Genomic DNA, 25,922 nt, shown 5'->3' with positions numbered 1-25,922 from the left:
CCCTGTCAGCCCCGGTGCTTGCATCCCGGCGGAAGTATGGTAACGAGGCGATGCTGGGCTCGGGCTCAGTGGGCTGGCGCGGATGCGCCAGTCGCGCTATGTCCTCTTGTCCCCAACCTCAACCCACCTGACGGATTTTTGCTATGAGCGATATCGCGCAGCGCGTCAAAGACATCGTCGTTGAAAATCTCGGCGTCGAATTGGAGCAAGTCACCGAGAATGCAAGTTTTGTCGATGACCTGGGTGCTGACAGTCTCGACACGGTTGAGCTGGTCATGGCATTCGAAGAGAAATTCGGCTGCGAAATTCCCGACGATGCAGCAGAGAAGATCGTGACCGTTCAGGATGCAATCCAGTACATCGAACAACAGGTGAGCTGACCGCTCTCGCGGGACACCTGCATGAAACGAGTCGCCGTCACCGGGGTCGGCCTGGTCACGCCACTTGCTGTTGGAACCGAAGCCAATTGGCGGCGGTTGCTGGCGGGTGAATCGGGGCTCGGCCCGATGACCGGTTTCGACACCGAAGATCTCCCATGCCGGGTCGCCGGACAGGTACCAGGTGCCGATGCAGGTGATGGCCTCGACCTCGATGCCCTGATGCCGGCTCGGGATCGGAGGCGTGTCGATCCATTCATCCTCTACGCCATCGCGGCGGCCGACGAGGCGATTCAGGATTCCGGCTGGGCACCGGACGAGGAGGCGACCGAAGCGCGCAACCGGACTGGCGTCATGATCGGGTCCGGGATCGGCGGCCTGCAGTCGATCTATGAGGCGTCGGTCGTGCTCGAACAAAGGGGACCGCGCCGCATCACCCCGTTTTTTATTCCGTCGAGTCTCATCAATCTCGCATCGGGGCAGGTATCGATCCGCTATGGTTTTCGGGGCCCCAATCACTCGGTGGTGACGGCCTGCGCGACGGGCATGCATGCGATCGGCGACGCCACCGGGATCATCCGCGCAGGAATGGCAGATGTCATGGTGGCGGGCGGGGCGGAAGCATCGGTCTGCCGGCTGGGCATTGCCGGATTTGCCGCCATGCGGGCACTCTCCACCAATTTCAATGATGCGCCGCAGCGCGCCTCGCGCCCGTGGGATGAGGACCGTGACGGGTTCGTCATGGGGGAAGGTGCCGGCGTCGTGGTGCTCGAGGAGTTTGAACACGCGCGCGCGCGCGGGGCGCGGATCTACGGTGAAATCAAGGGCTACGGCCTGTCGGGGGACGCGCACCACATCTCGGCGCCCGCGCCCGACGGGGACGGCGGATTCCGCAGCATGCAGGCCGCGTTCGAGGACGCAGACATGACGCCAGCGGACATCGACTACCTGAACGCACACGGGACGTCGACTCCCTTAGGCGACGAGATCGAACTCGGAGCCATCCGACGCCTGTTTGGTGACCGGGCGGCCGACGTATCGATCAGTTCGACCAAGTCTTCCATCGGACACCTCTTGGGAGCAGCCGGCGCCGTTGAAACGATTTACGCCCTGCTGGCAGTGGTGCACGGTGCCGTCCCGCCCACCCTGAATCTTGACCGCCCGTGCCGCGGGGCCGAGGGGCTTGATCTGGTGCCGCATGCAGCGAGGGACCGCCCGGTGCGGGCCGCGCTGTCGAACTCGTTCGGGTTTGGCGGGACCAACGCATCACTCATCGTCGGCCACGCCGACTGATCCCATGCCGGGCCGATGGCTCGTTGCTGCCGGATTGCTGGCCCCGGTCTTCGCGGCCGCGCTGCTGTACTCGGCCTTTCAGATCGACGGGCCACATGTCGAACCGACCACGGTAGTTGTGGCTCCGGGCACCTCGCTGAACGGGATCGCGTCGCGTCTCGAACGTGCCGGCGTGATTCGTTCGGCGGTGCTGTTCGAAGCGGGCTTGCGCCTGACCGGGGTTGGGCGTCGCCTGCAGGCCGGCGAATATGCCTACCCGGCTCGCGCATCGATGTGGCAGGTTGCCGACATCATGGCCCGCGGCGAATCCGTGCTCCATCGGATCACGTTGGTCGAAGGCATCACCGTCCGCCAAGCGGTGGCCCTGCTGGAACGGAACGAGTTGCTGACCGGCACGATTGCGACGATGCCGCCGGAGGGCTCGCTGTTTCCCGACACCTATTTCTTTCGGCGCGGCTCGCCCCGGGGTGCAATCATCGACCGGGCCCAATCCAGGATGACAGAAATTCTGGCGACCGCGTGGGGGCGACGCAGTCCCGACCTCCCGTACCGCGCTCCCGAAGAAGCACTCGTGTTAGCCTCAATGATCGAGGCGGAGACCGCGCAGGAATCGGAGCGGCGCCGTATTGCCGCCGTATTCGTCAATCGGCTGCACCGCGGCATGCGCCTGCAGTCGGATCCCACGGTGCTGTACGGCATGGATCCCGACTCTTCGCGGAAACTTTCAAAGGCCGACCTGAAACGTCCGCATCGCTGGAACACGTACCGGATACGGGGCCTTCCACCGACACCGATCGGCATTCCGGGCCTCGCCTCCATCGACGCCGCCATCCGTCCTGCGACAACCGACGACCTCTATTTCGTCGCCAACGGTTCCGGAGGTCATGCGTTCGCGACAACGCTACGGCAGCACAATCGGAACGTTGCGCGTTGGAAAGCTCTTCGCAGCCGTACGCAAGAGGCTTCGCACGCCGCGGAGTAGCGGGCGGACTTGCCGAGGCCCGTGCCGTCCGAAGTCCCATTGTGCCCGGCTGTACTGCCCCACGCATGATTCGCGGTCGTCAGGTCGCTAGCATCACCCGTCCGCGCCTTCCAGACTGCCGGTCCCGACAGCCGGGGAGCCGGCACGTGATGGACCGAACCTGCCCCCGGGCGGCTGAGAACACGCGATACCGCAGCTGGCTATGGATATCCCGAGACTTTGCCTCACGCTGCAGGCGCTCGCATTCGCGGCGCTGCTGACGTTCACCGGTGGCACTTGCGTATACGCGGAAGATTCGCAATCAGATCAGCCGGCGCCCCTGCCGTCGGTCGCAGAAACCATTGACAAGGCCCGTCTCTTGCTCGCGATCGGCCACTTCGACCAGGTGCTTCCCATGCTGCGCGCTCACCGGGAAGCCGGTTCAACTGACACAGATCTTTTCTTCCTTCTTGGTTTGGCGTCGGCCGGGAAGGTCCAGTATCTGCAGGTACCTGCGCCAGAGCGGCAGGCGCTGCTTGACGAGGCGGTCTCGGCTTTCGGCGAGGTCCTGGATGCGCGCCCGGAATATGTGCGCGCCCGGATCGAACTCGCCACGACCTTTTTTCTGATGGAGGACGATCAGACGGCAAGAAGACATTTCGAACTAGCCCTCGCGGAGGAACTGCCCAGCTGGGTCGCCGAACACATACGCCTGTTTCTCGCAAAGATGGACGATCGCCGACGCTAGCCCGGATGTGTCGCGGCGCCAGGCGGGATCGAGTGTCAGCGCGCGTACCTCCGCCCCCGCCGACTGCGGTCCACGCCGAATCCCCGAATCGAGGGGCCGGACGTTATGACCTGCGGCACAGGTAACGGCGTTCCAGATGGCGCATGAACGCCCCGGTATCGAGCGGGCGGCCGGTTGCGTGCTCCAGCAACGCGTCCGCCGACGAATCGAAGCAGCCCCGGCTGTGCACATTCTCCCGCAACCACTTGGCAAGCGGAGCAAAGTCGCCCCGCGCGAGATCGCCGTTGAGATCGGGCAAGACAGCCCACATGGTCTCGGCCAGCTGTGCAGCCATGAGTGCTCCCAACGCGTAGGTCGGGAAGTAGGCCCAACCCTCCACAAGAGTCCAGTGCGGATCTTGAAGGCAGCCTTCACGCGGATTCGTGGGGCGGATTCCGAGCAGCGCCACCATGGCGTCGTTGAAGGCGTCCGGCAGGTCGGCCGGGTCGAGCGTCCCGTCGAGCATTGCGGTTTCACAGCGGTGGCGAATGACGATGTGCAGCGGGTATGTGACCTCGTCTGCCTCGACGCGCGTGACGCCAGGCTCGACATGCGTGAGCACCTTGTGCAGTCGGTCCGGATCCCACGCGCCCTCTTCGCCGAACTCGTCCCGAAGCAGCCGTGCGTAGTGGACGGCGAAGCCGCGCGACCGGCAGGCGAACATCTCGATCAATAGGCTCTGGCTCTCATGGGCGGTCATGCCCCGGGCTGCCCCGACCGGCTGCCGGCGATGGGCCGCGGGCAAGCCCGCGACGTACAACGCATGCCCGCACTCGTGGAGGACCGCCATCAGTGTTTCGCCCGGGGCTCCGGAATAACGGGTCGTAATGCGAATGTCTTCGGGCTCGCCAGCGGTGAACGGATGGGATGATGTATCCAGGCGAGCATGGGTCGCCGGCAGGCCAATCATCGTCATCATCCGACGGGCGACCCGCTTGAGCTTCCTCTTCTTCCCGGTCGGCCCGGCCGGCTTCGGTCCGCCGCGGACCTGGTCGACGATGCCCGGCAGGACCGTTTCCAATTCTCCGAACATCCTCGTTATGTCGGCGTTCCGCCGGCCCGGATCGTGCGCCTCCAACAACGCATCGTAGGGCGACAGCCCGAGGGCCCTGCCCTGTATCCGAGCCCGTTCGCGAACGTGCCCGAGAAACTCCCTCAGGGCTGGCAGAAAAGCCGCAAAATCCGCTTCCGGCCTCGACCTCTCCCAGACCAGCTGGGCTCGGGAGGCCGCCAAAACCTGAGCCTCCACGAAATCGGCCGGCAGGGCTGTGGCAAGGCGATGTCGGCGACGCATTTCACGCAGATTGGCGGCTTCCCAGGGCTCGCACGCTGTGGCGGCCGCAAGGTCGTCGGCACTCCTGGGGTTCACGAGCAGTTCATGTGCCTGCTTTCTCAGCGTCGCGATCTGGCTTCCAAGCCCCGGCTGCGCAGCTTTCGGAGCCTTGGTCCTTGCGTACCAGTCCAGGGTGTTCGCCGCGGAATTCAGGTCCTGGATGGCGGCGAAATTCTGTACCAGCCGCCGGTATGCATCGTTCGCCATTGCTTCCCCGCCCCTTCCGTCCCGTATTGCGTGGGTGCACACGAGCATGGCGACGGCGGGGCCCAGGCGGCCGAGCCAGCGTCACGCCCTAGACGCGCGTACTCGCGAAGCTCCCATCCCGTATGGATACCCGAGGGCATAAGTCCGCGGTTTGACACGGCACCACGGCTTGGCCGGCGAGGCCAATGGCGATGGTGTTTCACGCGCCGCCTATACTACGGCGATGCTCTTGGAACCGACGTGATCTGCGGCCTTTCGCGCGACTTCGACGGATGAATGCGCCCGATACGAACGCCGCCCAACCGTCCAATGCTCGGCTGGACGCCACGCGCGACGGCATGGTCCTGGTGCTGTCGGCCGCCTCGGGATCTGGCAAGACGACGGTGCTTCGCCGGCTGCTCGAGACCGAACCACGACTGGCGATGTCGGTTTCGGTGACCACGAGGAAACCGCGGGCGACGGAACGGCGCGGCGATCACTATCGGTTTGTTGGCGAAGCTGAATTCGACCGACTTGCCCGGTCCGGTGGGCTCCTGGAGCACGCCGAAGTCTTCGGCAGCCGGTACGGAACCCCGCGCGGTCCCGTCGAAGCGCGTCTGGCGCAGGGCCTGGACGTGGTCGCCGACCTCGACTGGCAGGGCGCCGAAAGCATGCGGTTGGCATTGGGCAATCGATGTGTCTCGGTGTTCATGTTGCCGCCTTCCATGACGGAGCTGGAGCGACGAATCCGCGCGCGCGCCCAGGACTCCGACACCACGATCAAACACCGCCTGGCCAAGGCCGAGGAAGAGATATCGCACTGGCATGAGTTCGACTACGTCATCGTGAACCACGACCTTGATACCTGCGTCGAGGAAATCCGGTCCGTCGTCCGGGTGGAGCAAATCCGCCGAAGAGGCAAGAGCATTGGCAGCTTCATTGAGATGATGCTGCGTACCTGACCCCCCGCTGCCCCACCGCCTTCGCTAACCGGGCGAACTCGGCAACGGAAAGCTCCGCGGCACGACGATCTGCCGCAATCCCGGCCTGCGCTAGCAGCGCTTCGGGGTTGCCAAGCGCCGCGAGCGACGACCGCAGCATTTTCCGGCGTTGCCCGAAAGCCTGTCGCACAACTGCTCGAAGATCCTCCATCGTGGGCCCGTCCGTTTCTGTGGAACCGCGCGGGATGATCTCCACGACGGCCGAATGCACTTGCGGCGGCGGCACGAACACGCCAGGTGGAATCGAAAACAGGATCCGCGCCGTCGCTGCCCATTGCACGAGAACCGACAGCCGGCCGTAGGCCGACGTGCCGGGAGCAGCGGTGATGCGTTGCGCGACCTCGCGCTGGAACATCAGGGTGAACCCCTTGACCCCGGTACCCGCAGGGAGCCAGTCAACCAGAAGCCGCGATGCGATGCCGTACGGGAGGTTGGCGACCACGCGCACGGGCGGCTCTCCGCAATCTTCGAGCCGCCGGCCGCGGGCGTCCGCCTCGATCACCGACAGCCGCCCCGGAGCGGCCTTGATCAGGCCCTGCAGTGCGGCAACGCAGCGGGCATCCCGTTCGATCGCAACCACTCGTCGAGCACCGGCGAGCAGCAACGCCCGCGTCAGGGCGCCGGGTCCGGGACCAACCTCCACCACGGTCCCCGACGATAGGTCTCCGGCCGCCCGCGCAATGCGAGCTGCCACGTTCAGATCGAACAGGAAATGCTGACCGAAGGACTTGCGCGGCGCGATGCCGGCAGCTGTCACGACATCACGAATTGGCGGCAGAGCCGAAATCGTGGCGTCGGCACCGCCCATGTGTCAGAGGCGGCGGTCGATCAGAGCGCTCGCGCGCAGTTGCCGCACCAACGTGCGATTGGTCGTCAGGGCGTTGCGCCTGAAGACCAGGTCTTCTGCCTGGCGGCGAAGGGCGGTTTCATCATCGGGCACGGTGACCGCCCGACGATCCAGCAACAGCACGAGATAGATGGCTCCGGCTGTCTCCACCGGGTCCGACACCGCGCCCTCGTCCAGCCGGGCGAGCACCTCCGCCAAAACCGGATCAACGGCATCGCCGCGCACCCAGTCGCCACCTGGCGAATCCGGTAGTCCCTGCGAGTGGCGGAGCGCAAGCAGCCGAAAGTCTGCCCCCGCTTCCAGTTCTTCGCGCAGCCGGGCCGCATCCTCCCGGACACGCGCCCGATCGCTGTCGCCGTCGGCCAGGAGCACGATCCGACGAATCCGGTACTCCGGCTGCCCCTCGGCGGCACGGATGCTGGCGATCTCCGCTTCTACCGCATCCGGCGCCACGACCACCTGGCCCCGGATGATGCGGCCCCATCGCAAGTCGGCGTCGATCTTCGACCAGACGGTGACCTCAGAGATGCCTTGCTGCCTCAGGGTCCGGGTGAACGCGTCCGGTTCCATCCCGAACGTCCCCGCGTATCGCACGTACGCGGCTTCAGCTTCACTGCCTCGAATTTCGACGGAGAGGCGCTCGGCAGCCTGCACCTTGAGGCGCTCGTCGATCAGGGTTTCCAGCACTTCCTGCACCATGAGCTCCCGCTCACTCTCGTCTTCAGGGGCGCCAAGCGTGGCGACCGTGAAACGGACCCGAGCCGCCAGGTCGAGCACCGAAATCGGTTCGTCGTTGACAACTGCCACGACGCGGGTGATCTCCTGCTCCTGCCCCACTGCCGGGCCTGTCGAATAGGTCAGCATCACACCGCACAGCACCACCAAGCGGAACGGAATGCGCCGCGTGCGGGGCACACGAAGTGGCGTCGGAGATTCAGAGAATCGAGGCATGGACGTTCAGAATCCGAGCAGGGTGATTTTCAAACCCACCGAGGACGAGGGAGGAATATCCGACGCGCGCGTGGGCTCCCGTTGAAAATTCAAGGACAGATCCAGGCACTCGTTCCGGAAACTCAGGCCGAGCCCGGCCTTCAGCGTCGAAGAATACGCCGCACGGCCCAAATCCCGAAGATGATAACCCGTCAGCTTCCATTCCGGCGTGATCTGCCAAGCGACATGGTTTCCAACCTGTTCCGAGCTCGCAGTGGACAGCGATGTCGGATCGTCGTGCAGCCGGACGTACGTGAACGCGGTCTCCACCGGGCCCAGACGTATCTCCGCGCCCACCTGGTCGTGCCGGACGCCGGAAACCGCCGGAGACCGCCGGAAATTCCAGTAACCAGCCCCCACCCCTTCGATCCTCACGGCGACCTCGCCCACGAGATCCGAGGACTGATCTGCCAGGCCGGTATGAGGGTCGAAGTCGCTCTCGCTCGTCAGGCGCAGCACGCGGCCAACGGTGCCACGTGCGACGATGCCGCCCGTCCCTTGATACGTCCCTCGCATCCCCATGTTGACGCGGACACCGCCTTCCACCCGATCAAGGCCAGGAAACCGGTTGGACTCAAACAAACTGGCATGACTGAGTTCGACATCGACCGAATCCGTATTGGGAACCGGATCGCGGTTGAGCCCCTCGGGAGCGACAAGCGCCTGGAGCACGGGCTCGACCACGACCTGCCCGTCCGCGAACTGCCGTACCAGGGGAAACCGCCAGCCGAGTTCCGCCGAGGGCGCGAAACGGGTTATGCGATGATCGCTGATGGGCGCGTCGCTCTCACCGGCCCGCACGTCAAAGCCATCCGCCCGAAGACGCACGACGGCGTCGAGCACATATCCGGCGTCGCGCGGGAAGCTGCGCTCCCATCTGCCTTCGATCGACAGCCTGTGGTTGCGCCGACCATCATCCTGCGCCAGCGCCAAGGCATCACCAACGGCAACGATTCGGCCCCCAAACACAGCAGGGCCGCTGTCCCAGCGCAGGCGCGCGCGCGGAAAGATGAACGGTACCCGATCATCCTCGGAAAGAATGGACAGATTCTGGAACCCATACATTTCGAGGTCCGCGTCGAGCCGGTCACCTCGCTTGCGTAGGTACGCGTACTGGGACAACACGTTGATTCCCCTGCCGAGACCGTAACGTGCAAGGTACGACGCGTCGCTGGCTCGCGTCGCGTCCCAGCCGACGGACCAGCCCTTGGCTAGACCGATGGCCCCTTTGGCGGAAAGGTGACCCCGTAGTTCCTGGGCACGGGTGCCGTCGGCCTGCGTCCGGCTGCCGCGGGTTGCCGAAGCCTCGACGCGATAGTCGGAACTGATCCCGGCGCGGCGCCACGCGCCACCCAGCAGCGGCCCCTCGCGCGTGGAGTAACCCGTGCGCAGCAGCAGGTCCTGGGACGGCCCGAGCGGCAGGAAATAGGGAGTTTCCACCACCAAACCCAGCGCGCGGTCCGATCGGACTGCAGGCAGCAGGAACCCCTTGGCGCGGCGGACAGAGAAGTCCTTGAACTGCGCCCACGGCAGATACATGACCGGGACGCCGAAGGCCTCCAGCAAGACGTCTCGATAGGTGATGGTCTGCTGACGGGTTTCATGGGTCGCCGCCGTGGCGCGTACGCGCCAGGGGGGAGGGTCGCGGGAATCGGGGCACGTCTCGCAACGCGTGTAGGTGACTTCCCTGAAATCGGTCCGAACGCCCCGAGTTCGCCGCGCCGACCGAGCGGAGAGCACGCCGCCGGCTGCAAACTGCGAACGCAGTGCTCTGAACGCGCCACTACGCAGGTCATCGGTCAGCTCGACCCGTTCCACTGCGTGGACCGTCCCGTCAGCATCAGTCAGGTTCACCTGACCCTCAGCGAAGATCCGGCCCTCCGCATACCGGTACTCGATTCGGTCGGCGGTCAACGTGCGAGCGCCCGAACGCAGCCGGACATTGCCGATCGCCTCGACGACCGACGTCTCTTCCCAAACGGTAAACCGATCGGCCTCGATATCCGATTCGACGGCGGCGACGGTGCTCGGCAGGTACAGCGCGAACAGCACCACGCAACCGGCCAAGCGGACGCAACCGCCCGGCATCGTCATCCATCCTCGTGGTGCAGGATGGCCGCCACACCGAAAACCGCCGGCAGCAGCGCCGGCAGCCAAGCGGCGAGCGCTACCGGAACATCCGTGGTTTCCCCATAGCTGCGGCAGAAATCGCGTACTGCGTAGAACAACACGCCGCCGAGCAGTGTGCCCGAATACCGGAGCCACGGAGCCGAACGGCCCAGGCTCGGAACCATGAACGCAGCTCCCAGCAGCATCATGCTGATGAGCGTGGCCGGCAGGGACAGCAGCGTATGGAACTGCATCGCGTGCACGCGGGCCGAAAAACCGAACTGTTCCAGCGTTGCGACATATTGCGGCAGTTTCCACAACGGGATCATTCCCGCCGGCGTGAAGCCCTCGTTGATCGCGTGGCGATCGAGCGTGCTGGCAATCGAATAAGTGGTTACGCGCTCGACTTCGCGTTCCCGGTCGACGATCACGCCGTCCCGCAGTTGCCAGTTTCCCCGGCCGTCCAGCAGCGCCGAGTCGGCGTTGATCCATTCGTCCAGGTGATCGCCCTGCCCGAATCGAAAGACCACGACGTCGGCCAGCCGCATGGTGGCCAGATCGATCGTCCGCGCGTGGACGATCGTCTCCCCCGCGGGACCGGTCTCACGGATCCAAAAACCGGAACCCAGCAACGTCAGCCGGCCCGTATCGCGACCGAAGTGGCTGGCCTCCAAGCTGTCCAGGCGCGTTTGCGTGGCCGCGCTGACGGGATTTCCCACGAATAGCCAGCCAGCGCCGATAACGGCGGCAATCGCGATGCCTGGCATGACGAGATGCATCCACGAAATTCCCGTGGCGCGCACCGCCACCAACTCGCCATGACGACCCAGGTGGCGGTAGGACAGCATCGCGCCGATCAACACGATCGCAGGCAGGAAGTGCTCGATCAGGAAGGGAAAGTGCAGCAGCGCCATCCCGCCCACCAGGCCGAGGTCACCAATGTCGCGTGCAACGGCCCGGCGCCAGAACTCAACGAAGTTTCCGGCCAGAACTAGTGCGGAAATCACCGCGAAACCGATTGCGATGCCTGCGACATGGCGCCGGGCCAGATAGGCCCAGATCCGGATCGATGTCGTCATGCGGCGCTCCTGGAGATCCGCAGCGAGCGACGGCGAATGTCGTGCACGTGCGCCCAGGCAAGGGTCAGTGCGATCGCCGTGATCAGCGCACCGTAGGAAATCGGGATGAGGACTGGAAACGAAGCGTATGCCCAGGGTGCGGCAATAAAGAGGACCTCCAGTGTCACGGCCGCTACGCTCGCCGACAGCAGCGGGCGCAGGGGGTGTTCCCGCATCCGGTGCTTAAGAAGAAACGGTGTCACGCCCGCGAGCGCCATCAACAGGAGAAACAGCGGCGCCTGCAACCGGCGTTGCGCCTCGGCCTCGAACTGCCGTCGGACGGACGTCGCGGTGTCCGGGGGCGCATCGAGAAGCTCCCACAGCGAACGTTCCGCAACCGAGCGCGTTCGCCGCTTACCGGCTGGACGGTCCCCTGCGGCCACCTCAAAAACGTACCGGTCAAAGCTCAGCGTATGGATCTGATCGCGAATCGGTCCCATTTCGTGCCGGCTGCCCTCGTACACCACGAACCGCGGCAACCCGCCGCTGAACTGACTCCGTCCTTCCCGCGCCACGATCGAGACCGAGCGGCCGGGGTCGCGGCCGTCGTGGATCAGAAGGCCTCTGAGCGTCCCATCGGGATCGCGTTCGCGCACGAACACGGTGAGCCCCTGGACTGGCGACACGAACGTCGCCTCCTGCGGCAGCAGATTGGCGTAACTGCTGCGGATTTCCTGGATTTGGTCGCGATAGCGCTGGTATCCCGCGGGCGCCAGCCAGGTTTCCAGGACCAGTGCCGCGATCCCCGCGAGCAGGCCGAAGACGAGCGCCGGCGTCATGAGCTGGAGGTTGCTCCGGCCGGTCGCCTGAAGCGCCACGAGTTCCGAGTCCAAGCTGAGCCGTCCGTATGCGCTCGCCGTCGCGAGAAAGACCAGGAACGGCAGTGCGAATGCCAGATCCCGCGGGGCGTAGGCGATAAGCAAGCCAACAAAGGCCTCCGGCGAGAGGCCTTTCGACAGCACGACGTCGATCAGGCGCAGAGAAGGAATCACGATGATCAGGCTGATCAACGCGAGCAGGACGAACGCGTAGGGAGCGGCAAGCTGGCGGGCGATGTAGAGGGACAACCTGTACATGGCGGGCCGGGATCCTTGCTCGAAGGCGGACCCTGATATGTACCATGGTCGCAGCAGCGGGTGTCCGTCTGGCCACTGGTTCACGCGCCGACGCGCGACCCAATCCAGGGAGGCCGTCATCAGACCGACCCTCTTGCTGACCTGTGCAGTGACGCTGCTCACGGTCTCGGCCGCGGCCACCGACACCGCCGTTGTCAAGGTGTACAACTGGTCCGACTACATCGATCCGGACATCGTTTCGGGCTTCGAAGCCGAAACCGGCATCCGGGTGATCTACGACGTTTTCGATTCCAACTACACCCTCGAAACAGAGTTGCTCGTGGGGAATAGCGGATATGACGTCGTCGTGCCCAGCGGCAGTTTCCTCGCCCGGCAGCGTCTGGCCGGCGTGTTTCAGGCGCTGGATGAGCGTCAGCTGCCGAATCTCCGGCACATGAGCCCCCAATTCATGACGCAGATCCGTCGGTGGGATCCCGGCAATCGCCACGGGGTACCCTACCTGTGGGGCACGACCGGGCTCGGCTACAACGCCCGACAGATCGCCGAGCGCGATGCCGCTGCTCCCACCAACTCATGGCAGATGCTGTTCGATCCGGTAGTCGTCTCCAGGTTCGCCGACTGCGGGGTGTATGTCCTGGATGAGCCGGACGAAGTCATTCCAGCCGTTCTCAGCTTTATCGGCGAGAACCCGGACAGCCAGGATCCCGACGTGATCGCAAGGGTGGAACCCGTCCTGATGGCCATCCGGCCATATATCCGCGGCTTTCACAACTCCGAGCAAATCCAAGCGCTGGCGAACGGCGACATCTGCCTGACCATGGGGTGGTCGGGCGACATGCTGCAGGCGCGCGCGCGCAGCCTGGAAGCCGGCAACGACGCCGAGATCCGCTACGTGATCCCGGAAGAAGGGGCCCTCATGTGGATCGACATGATGGCGATCCCGGCAGACTCCCCCAATCCGGAACACGCGCACCGTTTCATCAACTACGTCATGCGGCCGGATGTGATCGCCGAGATCTCCAATCATGTGTTCTACGCCAACGCCAACGCCGCGGCATGTCCGCACCTCGACGCCGAGCTGATCACGGAGCCGGGTGTTCATCCGTCCGACGAGGTACGGGCAAGCCTCTACGTCGCAAGCCCGTACCCACCGGAGGTGCAGGAGTTCGTCAGCCGTTTGTGGACTCGTGTCCGCGGGGCCCGGTGAACGGGAGACCCCCGCGGACACCGGTTTCCATGGTCCCGCGCACCGGAGCGCCGCCGCTCTCAGTAACCGCCGTCAAGGTGTGCCGGCACCGCCCCCCGACGCTGGCGGGACGCAAAGGCTAGCCAGATGCGCGATGTGATCCCAGGCCTCGGCGACGTGTCGGGATTCCGTTGCCGGTGCCCCAATTGCGAGCCGCAAGGCGACCCGGCCGCGGGCCTCGCACGGACTGAGGTACGCCAGTCCGCCTTCGTTCACCCGAACCAGCAGGTCCCGATTGACCCGGTCCACTGCCGCTTCGTCTTCCAGGCCCTCCGGGCAATATCGGAATGTGACGAGGGACAGGGACCGCGGCGCGGCCAGGGTGAAACCAGGCGCGTGTCGAATCCGCGTCTCGAGCTCCCGGGCCAGTTCGATGTGGCGACGCACATGCGCCTGCAGCCCCGCGATGCCGTAGTGCCGGATCACGAACCAGAGCTTCAGCGCCCGGAACCGCCTGCCCAACGGAACGCTCCGGTTGCGATAGTCGATGATCTGGTCGCCGGCCGCGGTCCGGAGGTACGCCGGCGATACCGTGAGAGCTCGTTCGACTTCTCCCATGTTACGGAAAAACTGGACAGAACAGTCGAAGTTGGTGAGCAGCCATTTGTGCGGATTGAACACGAAGCTGTCGACGTCGTCGATCCCGGCGAGCAGTTGCCGGAACTCCTCGCAAACAAGGGCGCTTCCAGCCCATGCGGCATCCACATGGAGATACAGGCCTTCCCGACGCGTGATCGCAGCAATGGCGGCGAGCGGATCGATTCCGCCGACGGCCGTCGTACCGAGGGTGGCCACCACGCACGCAGGGATCAGTCCGGCTTCCCGGTCCTGACGGATCATGTTGGCGAGCGCCTCGGGTCGCAGCGCGAACGACGAATCCGTCGGGATCTTCCGCAAATTTTCCCGGCCCAGCCCCGCGATCATCAACCCCTTGTCGATGGAGGAGTGCGTCTCGGCGGAGGCGTAGACGGTATGGGCGCGATGCCCCGCAAGACCGCGAGCCGCGGCCGCGCCGTCTGTGGCCCGCTCGCAGGCGGCAAGAAGAGCCACCAGCGTGGCGCTTGAAGCGGAGTCCTGAATCACGCCTTCGAAGCTTTCCGGCAGGTCCAGCATCTGTCGGAGCCATTCGAGTACCCGCGTTTCGAGTTCCGTCCCCGCGGGCGACGTCTCCCACGCCATGCAGTTGACTCCAAGAACCGCGGTCAGCATTTCCGCCAACACGGACGGCGGGCTGGCATTCGCCGGGAAATAGGCGAAGAACCGAGGATGCTGCCAGTGGGTCACGCCCGGGAGAATGTCCCTTTCGAAGTCGGCAAAAATCGCCTCCATGGGTTCGCCCTTCGCCGGAGGCTCCGCAGGCAGCAAGCGCAGGACGTCACCTGGCCGAACTTGCGCACGAACCGGTCGCTGCTCGATACCAGCCAGATAATCCGCCATCCAATCGACAAATGCGTGCGCATGAGCGCGGAAGGTGTCCGAATCCACGATCAGATCTCCTTGCCGTACTCCCGAACAGCGGCGGGACGCCGTTCCCCTGCCTCCGTCGGGGTCACGCGGTGATCCTGCCACGGCCGGGACGAGATACGTAGGGGCAGGCGGGCACTGACGACTCCATGAAGCGCTGGGTTCGGCGGGCTGCACCCCGGCTAGAGGGGGGTACGGAGTGCGGGACAGCGGTCCCGCTCCCGGTTCCTGCGAATTGACCCATTGGCCTTTTCGCTTCATCTTGACGGTTCGGTGCCGGCATGGCCGGCGCCCGCCCAGCCCGGTCCGGAGGAAACCCGTGGCAACCGACCAGTCCGCTCCCATTACCTTCCGTGTGAACGGCAAGGACGTTGAAGGTCCTGCGGAACCGCGCACGCTGCTCGTGGACTTTCTGCGTGACACTCTCCGGCTCACCGGCACGCATATCGGCTGCGACACCAGCCAGTGCGGGGCATGCGTGGTGCACCTCGACGGCATCGCCGTCAAGTCGTGCAGCGTGCTGGCGGTGCAGGCGGCCGGCCGAGAGGTTCGCACCATTGAGGGGCTGGCCGACGCCGACGGGTCGCTCCACCCCATGCAGGAGGCGTTCCGCCAACATCATGGCCTGCAGTGCGGCTTCTGTACTCCGGGCATGGTGATGACGGCCATCGAACTCGCGCAGTCGGCGGAACCGTTGACTCCGGAGCGGGTACGCGAGGGCCTTGAAGGCAACATTTGCCGGTGTACCGGCTACCACAACATCGTGCAGGCGGTGCTGGCCGGTGCCGCCGCCATGCGTCAGTAGAGGGCCGACCCGTGTATCGCTTCACCTACCATCAGCCGGCCACCCTGGACGCTGCGGTCCAGCTCGCCGCATCCACGGAAGACGGCAGCTATCTCGCTGGCGGCATGACACTGCTTCCTACGATGAAATTTCGCCTCGCCAATCCCAGCGACCTGATCGACCTCGGAGGCGTCGAGGAATTGCGCGGCATCTCCGAAGAGGATGGCCGACTCCGGATCGGAGCCTCCTCTACCCACGCCGAAGTTGCCGCCTCCGCGTTGGTTGCAGACCGCATGCCGGCGCTGGCGGAGCTTGCCAGCCGCATCGGCGACCCGGCCGTTCGGAACCGGGGAACCATTGGCGGATCCATCGCGAATGCAGACCCTGCGGCCGACTATCCGGCGGCCTTGTTGGCGCTTGACGCAGAAGTGATCACCAACCGGCGCACGATCGCCGCGGCGGATTTCTTCACGGGCTTTTTCTCGACCGCGCTGGCACCCGGCGAGCTCGTCACTGCCGTCCGCTTCGCCACACCAGCCCAGGCGGGCTACCAAAAGGCTCCCAATCCAGCTTCACGATTTGCGCTGGTCGGCGTGTTCGTCGCCCGACACGCTGACGGGGTACGCGTGGCAGTGACCGGCGCCGGGCCATATGCCGCCCGCTATCCAGCGTTCGAGGCTGCCCTCGACGCATCATTCACCCCCGAAGCGGCGGCCGGCGTACCGGTGGACGAAGCAGGCCTCACCAGCGACCTGCACGCGAGCGCCGCTTACCGCGCACACCTAATCGGCATCATGGCGAAGCGGGCCGTCGCAGCCTGCTAGCGCGGGACACCCTGAAAATGCCACACGCCGTGCCGGCTTCGGTCGACGCCACGTTGGAACTGCTGCAGGCGGGCCACTACGTCGCCGACCGGGCTTTGGCCACGGTCGTCTATTTGGCCTTGCGCATGGAACGTCCCCTGCTTCTCGAGGGTGAAACCGGCGTGGGCAAGACGGAAATCGCCAACGTGCTGGCGACCGGACTCGGGCGCAAGCTGGTGCGGCTCTCCTGCCACGACGGTCTCGATCTCGCGAGCGCCGTCTACGAGTGGAACTACCCGGCGCAGATGCTGGCCCTCCAGTCGGTGAAGAACGACGACGATCCGCCCGACTTGTACACCGACCAATTCCTGGTGCGCCGCCCCCTGCTGGAGGCCATGGAAGCCCACGAGGACGGCCCGCCGGTACTCCTGATCGATGAAGTCGATCGCGCCGACGCCCCCTTCGAAGCACTCTTGCTTGAATTGCTCTCCGATTTTCGAGTCACCATTCCTGAGTTCGGCACCGTCGTTGCGGCCAGTCCGCCGCCGGTCGTTCTCACGTCCAATCGGACTCGCGAGGTCCACGATGCCCTCAAACGGCGCTGCCTCTACCACTGGGTGGGATACCCGGATGCCGCCCGCGAGTTCGAAATTCTCCGAGTTCGTCAGCCGGAGGCACCGCCCACGCTGGCACGGGAAGTGGTCGCCTTCGTCCGAGAGTTGCGCTCGACCGATCTGTTCAAACCTCCGGGTACCGCCGAAACGCTGGACTGGGCGCATGCATTGATCGCGCTGGACTGCACGCGACTCGAGGACGACTCCGTCGATCAGACTCTCGGCGTGCTATTGAAGTACCAGGACGACATCGACCAGGTCCGGGGGCCGGAGGCCGCGCGCCTCCTGGCCGAGGCACACCGGAAAGCAGCCTGAGCATGGTAACCCCCGACCCCGCAAGCGGGCGTCGAGGCGGACACATTGCGGCCAATCTGCTCACGTTCATTCGACTGCTCCGTCGTGCCGGCATGACACTCGGGCCCGCCGACGGCATCGCGGCGGCGACCGCGCTCCGAACGGTTGGCCTCCGCCGGCGTGACGACGTCTACTGGGGCCTTCGTGCCACCCTGGTGCGCCGCGCCGCCGACGTCGATGTGTTTGATGACGCATTTCGTGCGCTGTGGCAGGGGATCGCCCTCGAACCGGTCGGCCAGTCGAACGTCTTCGGGAAGCGTCGTCGCCCTGCTCCGGCCCAACGGCGGGTCGCCGAGGCTCTCGGCGCGCTGCCCCCGTCAAGCGATGGTCGAGAATCCCCTCCGACCACGGCTGCCCTCAGTGCATCCCGACTGGAACGGCTGGGTTCCATCGACGTTGCAGACATGAGCGTGGAAGAGATGCAGGCGGCTCAGGACGCGGTCCAGAGGCTGGTCCGGCCGCTGGGCGACCTACCGACGCGACGCTTCCGGACCACGCGGGCAGGACGGGACGGCATCGACTTTCGCGGTACCCTTCGACTAGCGTCGCGAACCGGCGGCATTCCGCTGCGCCTGCAGCTTCGCCAGCGTCGCACCCGCCCGGTCACCGTGATCGTGCTGTGCGACATCTCCGGCTCCATGTCCGCCTATACCCGCATGCTCCTGCACTTCATGCACGCGTTGGGCCAGACCCGGCGTCGAGTGTTCAGTTTCGTCTTCGGTACACGCCTGACCGACGTCACCCGGGCTCTCCGCCAGGGTGATCCTGACCGCGCAGTGCAGCGCGCCGTGAGTCAGGTGCATGACTGGTCCGGCGGTACCCGTATCGGAGCGGCGTTGCGGTCATTCAATCGGCATTGGTCCCGCCGGGTTCTCACCGACGGCGGGGTGGTCTTGCTGGTGACCGACGGCCTCGAGCGCGATCCGGGCGTGGATGTCGGAGCCGAAGCCGCGCTTCTGCGGCGCTCGTGCCGTCGCCTCGTATGGCTCAATCCGCTCATGCGCTACGCTGCCTTCGAGCCACGCGCCGGAGGAATGGCCGCGATCGCAGCTCACGTTGACGAGTCCCGGACAGTCCATACTCTCGACAGCCTGCGTGCCCTGGCAGATTCTCTGGCCACCACGCCTGTCCGCCACGCCTGATCGTTACGGGAACAATCATGACGGATTCCGCTCCGCCGCCGCGGGAAGATGCCGCCACCCAGGCAGCCCCGACGGACGAAGTACTCGCCCAAGCGCGGCGTTGGCGGCAGGCGGGCCACCCTGTCGCGCTGGCCACCGTCGTCGCCACGTGGGGATCCAGTCCCCGTCAGCCGGGAAGTCAGCTCGCCGTCAATGCCGATCTCGAAATCGTCGGCTCGGTGTCGGGCGGATGCATCGAAGGAGCCGTGATTGGTGAAGCTCAGGCGGCCATGGCCGACGGCAAGGCCCGCCTCCTCGAGTTCGGCGTGACGAACGAACGCGCCTGGGAAGTCGGACTCGCGTGCGGCGGCCGGATCAAGGTACTTGTCGAACGGGTTGGCGACTCCCCGTGAAGGACGCCACGCTAGCACGGATTCTCGAGGCACGTGCCGCCCGCCAACCGCTCGCCGTTGTCACCAGAGTAAGTGATGGCGCGCAGGGGGTCGTGTCGCACGACGGCGCGGACCCCTCCCTACCCGAGGAGGCTGTGGCGGACGCCTCGCGGCGGCTCGCGGACGACGAGAGCGGGACCGTCGTGGCCGACGGTGAGACGTGGTTCGTCCATGTCCACACCCCGCCGCACCGGATGGTCGTCGTCGGGGCCGTCCACATTGCCCAGCCGCTGGTGAGGATGGCGGTTCTGGCTGGATTTGACACCATCGTGATCGATCCGCGGAGTGCGTTCGCCACTGCCGCGCGGTTCCCGGGCGTCGAGGTTGTCGACCTCTGGCCCGACGAGGCGATGGCATCGCTCCGGCCGGACTCCCGCACAGCCGTGATCACGCTCACCCACGACCCAAAGCTGGACGACGCGGCCCTCGGCGTTGCGCTTCGAAGTCCTGCCTTTTTCGTGGGTTCGCTCGGCAGCACGCGCACGCATGCGGCCCGCTGCAAGCGCCTCCGCCGGGAAGGCTTCTCGGATTCCGAGATCGCCCGTATCCATGGACCGGTTGGACTGGCGATCGGCGCGCGGGCTCCAGCCGAGATCGCCGCTGCCATTCTCGCCCAAGTCGTAAGCGTGCGGCGCGGCGGTGCGGCGGCGAGTTGACCGTGGATTTCGGCCTGCAGCCGGCCTCGAACTGCGAAGGAGCCATCCTGGCCCATTCGCTTCGGGTGGCCGGCACCAGGTTCCGCAAAGGTCGCGTACTGAGCGCTGCCGACATCGACGCCTTGTGCCAGGCTGGCATCGATCGAGTGACGGTGGCCCGGCTCGGCCCCGACGACATGGAAGAAGACACGGCAGCCACCGCGCTCGCAAAGGCGGCCGCCAGCGCAGGCACTCAAATTCGCAAGCCGTTCGGTGGGCGTGTCAACGTCATGGCAACGGCCGACGGCCTCGTCCAGGTCGATGCCGGCGCCATGCGACGCTGCAATCTGGTTTCGGAAGCCATCACGATCGCAACGCTGGCCGATGGGGCGCGAGTCCGAACCGGTGACCTCATCGCGACGATCAAGATCATTCCCTTTGCCGTGCCCAGGGGCGACGTCGAAACCGCCTGCATGTCTGCCGAGGGCCTGCTTTCCGTAGCGCCGTTCCGGCCCCTCTCGGTCGGGCATGTGCTGACGACCCTTTCCGACACAACGCCCAAACTTCTGAAGCTGTCCCGGACCGGTGTCGGCAACCGGATCGTGGAACTCGGTGGCACGGTGGCCGAAGAACGCACGGTCCCACACGAAACGGCACAGCTGGCCGACGCCCTGACTGAAGCACTCCTTGGCAAGCCGGATTTGGTACTCGTGAGTGGCGCCTCGGCGATCGTCGACCGGCGAGACGTGATCCCGGCGGCCATTGAACGGGCTGGCGGACGGATCGATCACTTTGGCATGCCGGTGGACCCGGGCAACCTGCTCCTGTTGGGCACCCTGCAGTCCACGCCCGTCATCGGTCTGCCCGGCTGCGCGAGAGCTCCCGCCCGCAACGGGCTGGACATGGTTCTCGAACGATTTGCTGCTGATCTCGATGTGGACTCGGCCGCTGTCATTGCCATGGGAGCCGGCGGCCTGCTGAAGAAAACGGCCGCGCGCCGGCGTCAGAGCCGGGCCCCGCGAATTGCAGCCGTGATCATGGCCGCAGGCCGGTCGCAGCGAATGCGAGGCGGCAACAAGCTTCTGGAGTCAGTCGACGGCCAACCTCTGGTTGCCAGGGCTGCCAGCGCCGCCATCGCCTCTGAAGCCGCTCCGATCATCGTTGTAACGGGCCATCAACCGGACAAAGTCGCGGCGGTCCTGGACGGGCTGGACGTCACACTCGTCCACAACAGCGATTTCCGGGAAGGGCTCTCGTCGAGCGTGCATGCGGGCCTTGCGGCAGTTCCCGCAGGCCACGATGGGGCCGTCCTGATGCTGGCCGACATGCCGGACGTGGACGCCGGATTGGTCGACCAGCTGATGGCCGCGTTCGATCCGATTGAGGGGCGGGGTATCGTGGTCGCCACGCACAACGGGACCCGCGGCAATCCGGTGCTGTTCGCGCGCCAGTACTTCGCGGAGATCCTGCGGGTGACCGGCGACACGGGCGCCCGTCACGTCGTGGACTCCAACGACGAGGCAGTGTGTGAGGTCGAGTGCGGCACGAGCGCCCCGCTGGTCGACCTCGACACCCCCGAGGCCCTGGCAAAGCGGCGCAGTTGTTGAGGGCTCAGCGGCCCAAATCGGAGTCGTCGATCAGCTGAACGACGCCAGCACCAAGAGCACCGCCAGTATCCCCAAGGCCACGAGCAGCGGAGTTTGCCAGCCAGGACGTGAGCCACGGGCTGGAGGCTCTTCTCGCGAGGAAACCGAATCCTTCACCGGCGCGTCATGGGAGGAAGCCTCTGCCGGTGCCGCTTCCGCCGCAACGATGTCGGCGAAGGAATTGAAGAACGAGGTGGAGTACTGGTCCATCGCGCCCCCAATCAGCCGGGAACCCAGTTGGGCCAGACGGCCGCCGACACCGACCTCCACCGTGTAACTCAGTACGGTTCCGCCGTCGTCACTCTCGGCCAACGCTACGCGCGCCGATCCCTTCGCGAAGCCGGCGGCCCCACCCTTGCCTTCGCCGACCAGGACATAGCTCTCGGGAGGTTGTACTTCCGACAGCTTGACTGACCCGGAAAACGCTGCCGATACCGGACCCACCCGGGCCCGAACCCGAGCTTCGAACGCGTCGGGACCCACCGAGGCCAGATGCTCGCATCCGGGAATGCACTGCTTCAGAACATCCGGATCATTCAGGGCATCCCAGACCCGGGCCCGCGGCGCCGGGATCTGGAATTGCCCGCTGAAGTCGATGGTCGGGGGCTCCTAGCTTGGTGCCCGCCTAACCGCCGAACTGTCTGAGGTACGCAATGACGTCCGCGCGGTCGTCAGGCTTCTTCAGGCCCGGGAAGATCATCTTCGAGCGGGCAACTACCTGTTTCGGATTGGTAATCCACGTGTCCATCAACTCGTCGGTCCAGGTCTTGCCTTCCTCGCCCAACGCCTTCAGGCCCTTGGAGTACTTGTAGTCAGGCCGATTGGTCCCCAGGGCCGTATCAAAGACTCCCCAGAGGTTGGGACCGACGCGATCCTTGCCCCCTTCGTCAACGGTATGACACGCCTTGCACTTCTGGAAGACTTTCTCGCCATTCGCGACGTCGCCTGCCGAAGCCATGCTGGAAATGGCCAAGGCGCCAAGAACGGCCGCGACCGTGAGAACTCGAATCATGGGCGAAAACCCTTCATGAAATGAACGTACCGAGAGCGTGGGGTGTTCGGGGCGTCGCCGCCGAACTGCGGGGAGGATAGTTTTCGAATAGAGCAACGACAACACCAAATCCACGGAGCGGCCGGGACCAGCCCGGGAGAAACCGTGCAGTTTCCGAACGCACCGCCCCGTCACGGTGCGACCCGAGCCGTGCCTCCGTTGCGCCCGCAGGAGCTGACCGCTGACCCTGCGCTCGGAACGGGACGCGCCGATGCGCGGGACACTGCTGGACGCCTACCGGTTCGACTGATCGAACCGATGCTCATGAACGACCTCCGTATGGAGTTCGAGCGGGTGCACAAGCGCTGTGGCCACCTCGCCACGCTCGGTTAAATCCAAGCGAGGGGTGTAGAGCCTCCAGTTGGGGAGCTTGGATTGTCCGACTTGGTCGAGCTGCAGGCTAGCGGATTGGCGCACCGACCCTCGACGAATCTGGCAAGAAAAACTGGATCATCCGGAACTGGACGATAGACACGCCTCTCAATCCAACCGCGGGCTTTGCGGCGGCCCGTCCGTCGATGGCAGATCTGACCCCTACACGATCGCCAGCCGTTCCAGGAACGCTCGGGTGACGGCTACGCATTCTGCGGGTTTTTCCAGTTGAAGCAGGTGCGTCGCCTCGGGTACGAAGTCGTAATCGACAGCCGAAACGTGTTCCAAATCAAATGTGGGCAGATACGTATTTCGGATTGTCGGATCACCGCCGATGACCTTCGTCGGGAATGACAGCAAATCGAGGTTCAGCAGCGGAAAGAAGCTGCGACCGTAATCCATGAGCTGGGCCTCATATTCCCTTGGACAACGCAGCTCGTAGCCTTCGCCGTCTGCGGATTTTCGTAACGTTGTCAGGGCCATCAATTCCCGCACTCCGGGCAGAACCCGAGCGAAAGTTGGTACCAGACGAAGAAAATCGGAAAACTCTTCTCGTGTCTTGAATCGATGTCCCCGCTTCCTGATCAGCGCGGCAGCGTGTTCAGCGGCATCATGAAGCTCCAGCTGACTGGCACCTGGTTTGCACAGCGGCGGTTCGAACAGTACGAGCGCCGAGTAGCGTTTGGTGAAGGAAAGAAGCGGCACGAGCGTGGAAAGTGAGTGAAAGATGCCCACCGTCGGTTTCATCTCGAAGTTGCGGTCGATGGATTCGAGAATGACGTCGTGATCGTGAATCAATCTTGGGATGTTGTGATCTCGTCGCGCGCCAACACTATTCCAACCGTGATTTCTGAGGTCGTATATGAACAGGTCGAAATCGTCCGCCAGCAGCGACCAAAAGGGATAGTAGAGGTCGGCGGCGAGCCCGCTTCCGTGGCTCAAGACAATCCGGACGTCTGCATCAGGATTGCCGTGCTGTCGCACGGTCGTCGTTGTCTGGTCGTCTATCTCCACCCGGCAAGTTGAAATCGGCTCTGGTAGTTCCCACGCTGCTTCAGTCCTCATGGGTTCGCCATCTGCCTTTCGATAGCATCACTTGGCCGATACGCCTGCCACGCCGGGCGACAGTCCGGCACTCCGTGCAGGCGGTAACTGCCGCCCAACCAAAGGACGATCAGCCCGGCTCAAGCTGCAGCAAGTACGATATCGAATAGACGTACACGAACGACAAGGAAGCTTCAGCCCGCGCGCGAATCAATATGCGCGACCAGATCCCGCAGGGTCCGGAATTGCAAGCAATCCTCCGCCACCATGTTTAGCTGAAACTCATCGTTGACCAACTTGTAGAATGCCACTGCATCGATGGAAGAAACCCCGACTTCACTGAACTGCAGGTCGAAGTCAGGTTCATGGTCCAAGTCGAGATTCTCCCTGATGAGGGTCCTAAGGCGGGCTTCCGTGGACGACATGGGTCGGTTTCCTCTATGAGTTAAGGCAAGGACGACGCACCCAATGTATCATCTTTTGCCATCCCGGACGGTCGCCCCATCATTGATAGATGACGGCATATGGCGGGAAGGCAAACCGCAACGAGCGCACTCTATTCGCGTTCGCAAGCCCGATTGACCGTGACGACACGGCATCGAGGCAGCTAGCAAAGCCAATCGATTCTTTGCGCGTTTGTGGTCGTGTTCGAGCTTTGTAGGGCGCACGTCCTCGGGCGGGAAATCCCATCGCATTGCGGACTCTCCGGACGGATGGCGGCAAAGACATCTCGTTCCGGAGTCCGAACCGCCGGACTGAGACGATGAGAACGGGACGTCGACCAGAATGGAGCCCCGGTCAAGCCTCGCCAAGTTCGTAGAAACCGGCTGGCGAGCACTCGCGGTCGCATTGACTGACTCTGAAGACTATGGGCGAACCGCGCCGGCATCCAAGCTTTGATCAGTGACAGCGACTACCCAGCCCGGTGCTCGGGACCGGAGAGGGCATTGGGCCCCCTGAACCCGCCGCCAGTAACTGCGCAATCACCGGGGCTTCCGTCGGCATGACGATCGGCCGGATGGTCGCTTGCGTGGAGTCTTGGTGGGGCGGCGACGGCGGGCCTGCGGCGAGGTGGCACGGATCCGCCGCCGGTAGGCGGTGGCGACGCGATCCTTTCCGGCAGGTTCCCGGAACGCCGCACCGGTGCGGGGACGTTGGCGTCCGACGGGCCGTTCCAGGCCTTCGACGCGTGCGCTGGCGGTACTTCCTGATCGGCCCGTCCCTTTACCCCGATGCGGTGCATGAGTAGATTTTTTGTTGCGCAGGTCGATGACGACGGGCGCGGGTACACCGGGGATGCCGCGGCCCATGCGCCTACTGGCTGGAAACAGCAATGAGCAATTCGCTAGCGCGGTTGCCGATGAGTTGGGCCTCAGGCTGACAGCTGCCGATGTTCGGCGATTTTCGGACGGCGAGGTGTTCGTCGAGGTGCGTGAAAACGTCCGGGGCCAGGACGTGTTCGTGCTGCAATCCACGTCTCCTCCCGCTAACGATCACATCATGGAGCTGCTGGTCTGCATCGACGCCCTGAGACGTGCCTCTGCGGCCAGCGTTACGGCAGTGATCCCTTACTTCGGCTATGCGCGCCAGGACCGAAAGGCGGCGCCCCGCGCACCGATCTCGGCCAAGCTTGTCGCCAACCTGATCACGACGGCCGGTGCCAGTCGCGTGCTGACCATAGATCTGCACGCAAACCAGATCCAAGGATTCTTCGATATCCCCGTCGATAACCTGTACGCCGCGCCGGTAATCGCTGCCGACATCCGGGAGCGGTTCCAGAACGATTCCTATGTACTGGTCTCGCCCGACGTCGGCGGCGTCGCTCGAGCGCGGTACCTGGCCGCCCGGGTGGACAGCAGCTTGGCCATCGTCGACAAGCGGCGCGACCGCGAGAACGTCTCCGAAGTCGTCAACATCATCGGAGAAGTCCGCGGGCGGGTTTGCATCATCGTGGATGACATCGTCGATACCGCGGGCACTCTTTGTAACGCGGCGCAGGCTTTGACGACGGCCGGAGCCAGCCGCGTTGCGTGCTATGCGACCCACGGTGTGCTGTCAGGCCCGGCAGTTGAGCGGATCGATGGTTCCACGCTGGACATGCTGCTGGTGACCGACAGCATCGCCGCGCGCGACGAGGTTGCAAAATCGCCGAAAATCCAGACACTCTCGGTCGTCCCGCTGGTCGCCGAGGCGATCCGGCGGATCAGCGATCATCGCTCGGTATCCAACCTCTTTGACTGAGGCGGGGGCATCGTTCG

General features: G+C 64.8%; 26 protein-coding genes. 15 read left to right on the top strand and 11 right to left on the bottom strand.

What is annotated here, in order from left to right:
• Positions 1-143 precede the first annotated feature (143 nt).
• The 4 genes from OXH60_13520 to OXH60_13505 all read left to right on the top strand — a co-directional run bounded on the left by OXH60_13520 (position 144) and on the right by OXH60_13505 (position 3,379).
• Positions 144-380 (top strand): acyl carrier protein, encoded by a 237-nt coding sequence (locus tag OXH60_13520; protein ID MDE0713138.1) that lies wholly within the window; start codon positions 144-146, stop codon positions 378-380.
• Positions 381-401: 21 nt separating this feature from the next.
• Positions 402-1,670: a beta-ketoacyl-ACP synthase II gene (gene fabF / locus OXH60_13515; GenBank protein MDE0713137.1), complete on the top strand. Its 1,269-nt coding sequence runs from the start codon at positions 402-404 to the stop codon at positions 1,668-1,670.
• Between the two features lie 4 nt (positions 1,671-1,674).
• Positions 1,675-2,652 (top strand): endolytic transglycosylase MltG, encoded by a 978-nt coding sequence (mltG, locus tag OXH60_13510; protein ID MDE0713136.1) that lies wholly within the window; start codon positions 1,675-1,677, stop codon positions 2,650-2,652.
• Positions 2,653-2,854: 202 nt separating this feature from the next.
• On the top strand, positions 2,855-3,379 hold the full coding sequence (locus tag OXH60_13505; GenBank protein MDE0713135.1) for a hypothetical protein: 525 nt from the start codon (positions 2,855-2,857) through the stop codon (positions 3,377-3,379).
• 103 nt (positions 3,380-3,482) lie between these two features.
• Here OXH60_13505 and OXH60_13500 read toward each other — a convergent pair whose 3' ends face one another.
• The gene (locus OXH60_13500; GenBank protein ID MDE0713134.1) at positions 3,483-4,958 is read right to left on the bottom strand and encodes a carboxypeptidase M32; all 1,476 of its coding nucleotides are present in this window, start codon (positions 4,956-4,958) and stop codon (positions 3,483-3,485) included.
• A 272-nt stretch (positions 4,959-5,230) separates the two neighbouring features.
• On the opposite strand from OXH60_13500, the gene gmk reads away from it, so the two are divergent.
• On the top strand, positions 5,231-5,899 hold the full coding sequence (gene gmk, locus OXH60_13495; GenBank protein MDE0713133.1) for a guanylate kinase: 669 nt from the start codon (positions 5,231-5,233) through the stop codon (positions 5,897-5,899).
• On the opposite strand, the gene rsmA is transcribed toward gmk, so the two are convergent.
• Genes rsmA through OXH60_13470 form a run of 5 tightly spaced genes read right to left on the bottom strand, consistent with a single transcriptional unit; the run spans position 5,874 to position 12,078 of the window.
• A complete protein-coding gene (gene rsmA / locus OXH60_13490) occupies positions 5,874-6,746 on the bottom strand; it encodes a 16S rRNA (adenine(1518)-N(6)/adenine(1519)-N(6))-dimethyltransferase RsmA (GenBank protein MDE0713132.1) in 873 nt (290 codons plus the stop codon). The two genes, gmk and rsmA, sit on opposite strands and share 26 nt — an antisense overlap.
• A gap of 3 nt (positions 6,747-6,749) precedes the next feature.
• Positions 6,750-7,736, bottom strand: coding sequence for a peptidylprolyl isomerase (locus OXH60_13485; GenBank protein MDE0713131.1), 987 nt, complete (start codon positions 7,734-7,736; stop codon positions 6,750-6,752).
• A 6-nt stretch (positions 7,737-7,742) separates the two neighbouring features.
• A complete protein-coding gene (lptD, locus tag OXH60_13480) occupies positions 7,743-9,869 on the bottom strand; it encodes an LPS assembly protein LptD (GenBank protein ID MDE0713130.1) in 2,127 nt (708 codons plus the stop codon).
• Positions 9,866-10,963 (bottom strand): LptF/LptG family permease, encoded by a 1,098-nt coding sequence (locus OXH60_13475; GenBank protein MDE0713129.1) that lies wholly within the window; start codon positions 10,961-10,963, stop codon positions 9,866-9,868. Before OXH60_13475 ends, lptD begins: the two co-directional genes overlap by 4 nt.
• Positions 10,960-12,078 carry an LptF/LptG family permease gene (locus OXH60_13470; protein ID MDE0713128.1) on the bottom strand — a complete coding sequence of 373 codons (1,119 nt, stop codon included), beginning with the start codon at positions 12,076-12,078 and terminating at the stop codon, positions 10,960-10,962. The genes OXH60_13475 and OXH60_13470 overlap by 4 nt, the downstream gene beginning before the upstream one ends.
• 148 nt (positions 12,079-12,226) lie before the next feature.
• Here OXH60_13470 and OXH60_13465 point away from each other — a divergent pair, with 148 nt between their 5' ends.
• Positions 12,227-13,285, top strand: coding sequence for a polyamine ABC transporter substrate-binding protein (locus OXH60_13465; protein MDE0713127.1), 1,059 nt, complete (start codon positions 12,227-12,229; stop codon positions 13,283-13,285).
• Between the two features lie 72 nt (positions 13,286-13,357).
• On the opposite strand, the gene OXH60_13460 is transcribed toward OXH60_13465, so the two are convergent.
• Positions 13,358-14,809 (bottom strand): pyridoxal-dependent decarboxylase, encoded by a 1,452-nt coding sequence (locus OXH60_13460; GenBank protein MDE0713126.1) that lies wholly within the window; start codon positions 14,807-14,809, stop codon positions 13,358-13,360.
• Positions 14,810-15,131: 322 nt separating this feature from the next.
• Between OXH60_13460 and OXH60_13455 the strand changes: the two genes are divergently transcribed.
• Genes OXH60_13455 through OXH60_13425 form a run of 7 tightly spaced genes read left to right on the top strand, consistent with a single transcriptional unit; the run spans position 15,132 to position 21,158 of the window.
• Entirely contained in the window at positions 15,132-15,593 is a 462-nt protein-coding gene (locus tag OXH60_13455; GenBank protein MDE0713125.1) for a (2Fe-2S)-binding protein, read from the top strand.
• 11 nt (positions 15,594-15,604) lie between these two features.
• The gene (locus tag OXH60_13450) at positions 15,605-16,396 is read left to right on the top strand and encodes a xanthine dehydrogenase family protein subunit M (protein MDE0713124.1); all 792 of its coding nucleotides are present in this window, start codon (positions 15,605-15,607) and stop codon (positions 16,394-16,396) included.
• 17 nt (positions 16,397-16,413) lie between these two features.
• Positions 16,414-17,304, top strand: a complete 891-nt coding sequence (locus OXH60_13445; GenBank protein MDE0713123.1) for a MoxR family ATPase — start codon at positions 16,414-16,416, stop codon at positions 17,302-17,304.
• Positions 17,305-17,306: 2 nt separating this feature from the next.
• Positions 17,307-18,485, top strand: coding sequence for a VWA domain-containing protein (locus OXH60_13440; GenBank protein ID MDE0713122.1), 1,179 nt, complete (start codon positions 17,307-17,309; stop codon positions 18,483-18,485).
• 17 nt (positions 18,486-18,502) lie between these two features.
• Positions 18,503-18,877 (top strand): XdhC family protein, encoded by a 375-nt coding sequence (locus OXH60_13435; GenBank protein ID MDE0713121.1) that lies wholly within the window; start codon positions 18,503-18,505, stop codon positions 18,875-18,877.
• The gene (locus OXH60_13430; GenBank protein MDE0713120.1) at positions 18,874-19,572 is read left to right on the top strand and encodes an XdhC family protein; all 699 of its coding nucleotides are present in this window, start codon (positions 18,874-18,876) and stop codon (positions 19,570-19,572) included. The genes OXH60_13435 and OXH60_13430 overlap by 4 nt, the downstream gene beginning before the upstream one ends.
• Before the next feature lie 2 nt (positions 19,573-19,574).
• A complete protein-coding gene (locus tag OXH60_13425) occupies positions 19,575-21,158 on the top strand; it encodes a molybdopterin-binding/glycosyltransferase family 2 protein (protein MDE0713119.1) in 1,584 nt (527 codons plus the stop codon).
• A 30-nt stretch (positions 21,159-21,188) separates the two neighbouring features.
• On the opposite strand, the gene OXH60_13420 is transcribed toward OXH60_13425, so the two are convergent.
• Complete coding sequence (locus tag OXH60_13420) at positions 21,189-21,794, bottom strand: carbon monoxide dehydrogenase subunit G (protein MDE0713118.1); 606 nt, start codon at positions 21,792-21,794, stop codon at positions 21,189-21,191.
• A 28-nt stretch (positions 21,795-21,822) separates the two neighbouring features.
• Positions 21,823-22,209, bottom strand: a complete 387-nt coding sequence (locus OXH60_13415) for a cytochrome c family protein (GenBank protein ID MDE0713117.1) — start codon at positions 22,207-22,209, stop codon at positions 21,823-21,825.
• Positions 22,210-22,353: 144 nt separating this feature from the next.
• Between OXH60_13415 and OXH60_13410 the strand changes: the two genes are divergently transcribed.
• Complete coding sequence (locus OXH60_13410) at positions 22,354-22,581, top strand: hypothetical protein (protein ID MDE0713116.1); 228 nt, start codon at positions 22,354-22,356, stop codon at positions 22,579-22,581.
• A gap of 201 nt (positions 22,582-22,782) precedes the next feature.
• Here OXH60_13410 and OXH60_13405 read toward each other — a convergent pair whose 3' ends face one another.
• Entirely contained in the window at positions 22,783-23,685 is a 903-nt protein-coding gene (locus OXH60_13405; protein ID MDE0713115.1) for an alpha/beta hydrolase, read from the bottom strand.
• Positions 23,686-23,858: 173 nt separating this feature from the next.
• Entirely contained in the window at positions 23,859-24,089 is a 231-nt protein-coding gene (locus tag OXH60_13400) for an acyl carrier protein (GenBank protein MDE0713114.1), read from the bottom strand.
• 883 nt (positions 24,090-24,972) lie between these two features.
• On the opposite strand from OXH60_13400, the gene OXH60_13395 reads away from it, so the two are divergent.
• Complete coding sequence (locus OXH60_13395; protein MDE0713113.1) at positions 24,973-25,905, top strand: ribose-phosphate pyrophosphokinase; 933 nt, start codon at positions 24,973-24,975, stop codon at positions 25,903-25,905.
• The last annotated feature ends 17 nt before the right edge of the window (positions 25,906-25,922 follow it).

The organism is Rhodospirillales bacterium (assembly GCA_028824295.1).
In the GTDB taxonomy this organism is placed as follows: domain Bacteria; phylum Pseudomonadota; class Alphaproteobacteria; order TMED109; family TMED109; genus VXPW01.
The sequence above is the reverse complement of the archived record's forward strand: the minus strand, read 5'-3'. Positions and strand labels throughout refer to the sequence as shown.

Excerpts from the sequence above, each read along its gene's own strand:
- mltG (MDE0713136.1), top strand. The coding sequence starts at position 1,675 with ATGCCGGGCCGATGGCTCGTTGCTGCCGGATTGCTGGCCCCGGTCTTC.
- OXH60_13520 (MDE0713138.1), top strand. The coding sequence starts at position 144 with ATGAGCGATATCGCGCAGCGCGTCAAAGACATCGTCGTTGAAAATCTC.
- gmk (MDE0713133.1), top strand. The coding sequence starts at position 5,231 with ATGAATGCGCCCGATACGAACGCCGCCCAACCGTCCAATGCTCGGCTG.
- OXH60_13440 (MDE0713122.1), top strand. The coding sequence starts at position 17,307 with ATGGTAACCCCCGACCCCGCAAGCGGGCGTCGAGGCGGACACATTGCG.
- OXH60_13505 (MDE0713135.1), top strand. The coding sequence starts at position 2,855 with ATGGATATCCCGAGACTTTGCCTCACGCTGCAGGCGCTCGCATTCGCG.
- lptD (MDE0713130.1), bottom strand. The coding sequence starts at position 9,869 with ATGACGATGCCGGGCGGTTGCGTCCGCTTGGCCGGTTGCGTGGTGCTG.
- OXH60_13415 (MDE0713117.1), bottom strand. The coding sequence starts at position 22,209 with ATGATTCGAGTTCTCACGGTCGCGGCCGTTCTTGGCGCCTTGGCCATT.
- OXH60_13445 (MDE0713123.1), top strand. The coding sequence starts at position 16,414 with ATGCCACACGCCGTGCCGGCTTCGGTCGACGCCACGTTGGAACTGCTG.
- OXH60_13485 (MDE0713131.1), bottom strand. The coding sequence starts at position 7,736 with ATGCCTCGATTCTCTGAATCTCCGACGCCACTTCGTGTGCCCCGCACG.
- OXH60_13395 (MDE0713113.1), top strand. The coding sequence starts at position 24,973 with ATGCGCCTACTGGCTGGAAACAGCAATGAGCAATTCGCTAGCGCGGTT.
- OXH60_13475 (MDE0713129.1), bottom strand. The coding sequence starts at position 10,963 with ATGACGACATCGATCCGGATCTGGGCCTATCTGGCCCGGCGCCATGTC.
- fabF (MDE0713137.1), top strand. The coding sequence starts at position 402 with ATGAAACGAGTCGCCGTCACCGGGGTCGGCCTGGTCACGCCACTTGCT.
- OXH60_13405 (MDE0713115.1), bottom strand. The coding sequence starts at position 23,685 with ATGAGGACTGAAGCAGCGTGGGAACTACCAGAGCCGATTTCAACTTGC.
- OXH60_13435 (MDE0713121.1), top strand. The coding sequence starts at position 18,503 with ATGACGGATTCCGCTCCGCCGCCGCGGGAAGATGCCGCCACCCAGGCA.
- OXH60_13470 (MDE0713128.1), bottom strand. The coding sequence starts at position 12,078 with ATGTACAGGTTGTCCCTCTACATCGCCCGCCAGCTTGCCGCTCCCTAC.
- rsmA (MDE0713132.1), bottom strand. The coding sequence starts at position 6,746 with ATGGGCGGTGCCGACGCCACGATTTCGGCTCTGCCGCCAATTCGTGAT.
- OXH60_13500 (MDE0713134.1), bottom strand. The coding sequence starts at position 4,958 with ATGGCGAACGATGCATACCGGCGGCTGGTACAGAATTTCGCCGCCATC.
- OXH60_13400 (MDE0713114.1), bottom strand. The coding sequence starts at position 24,089 with ATGTCGTCCACGGAAGCCCGCCTTAGGACCCTCATCAGGGAGAATCTC.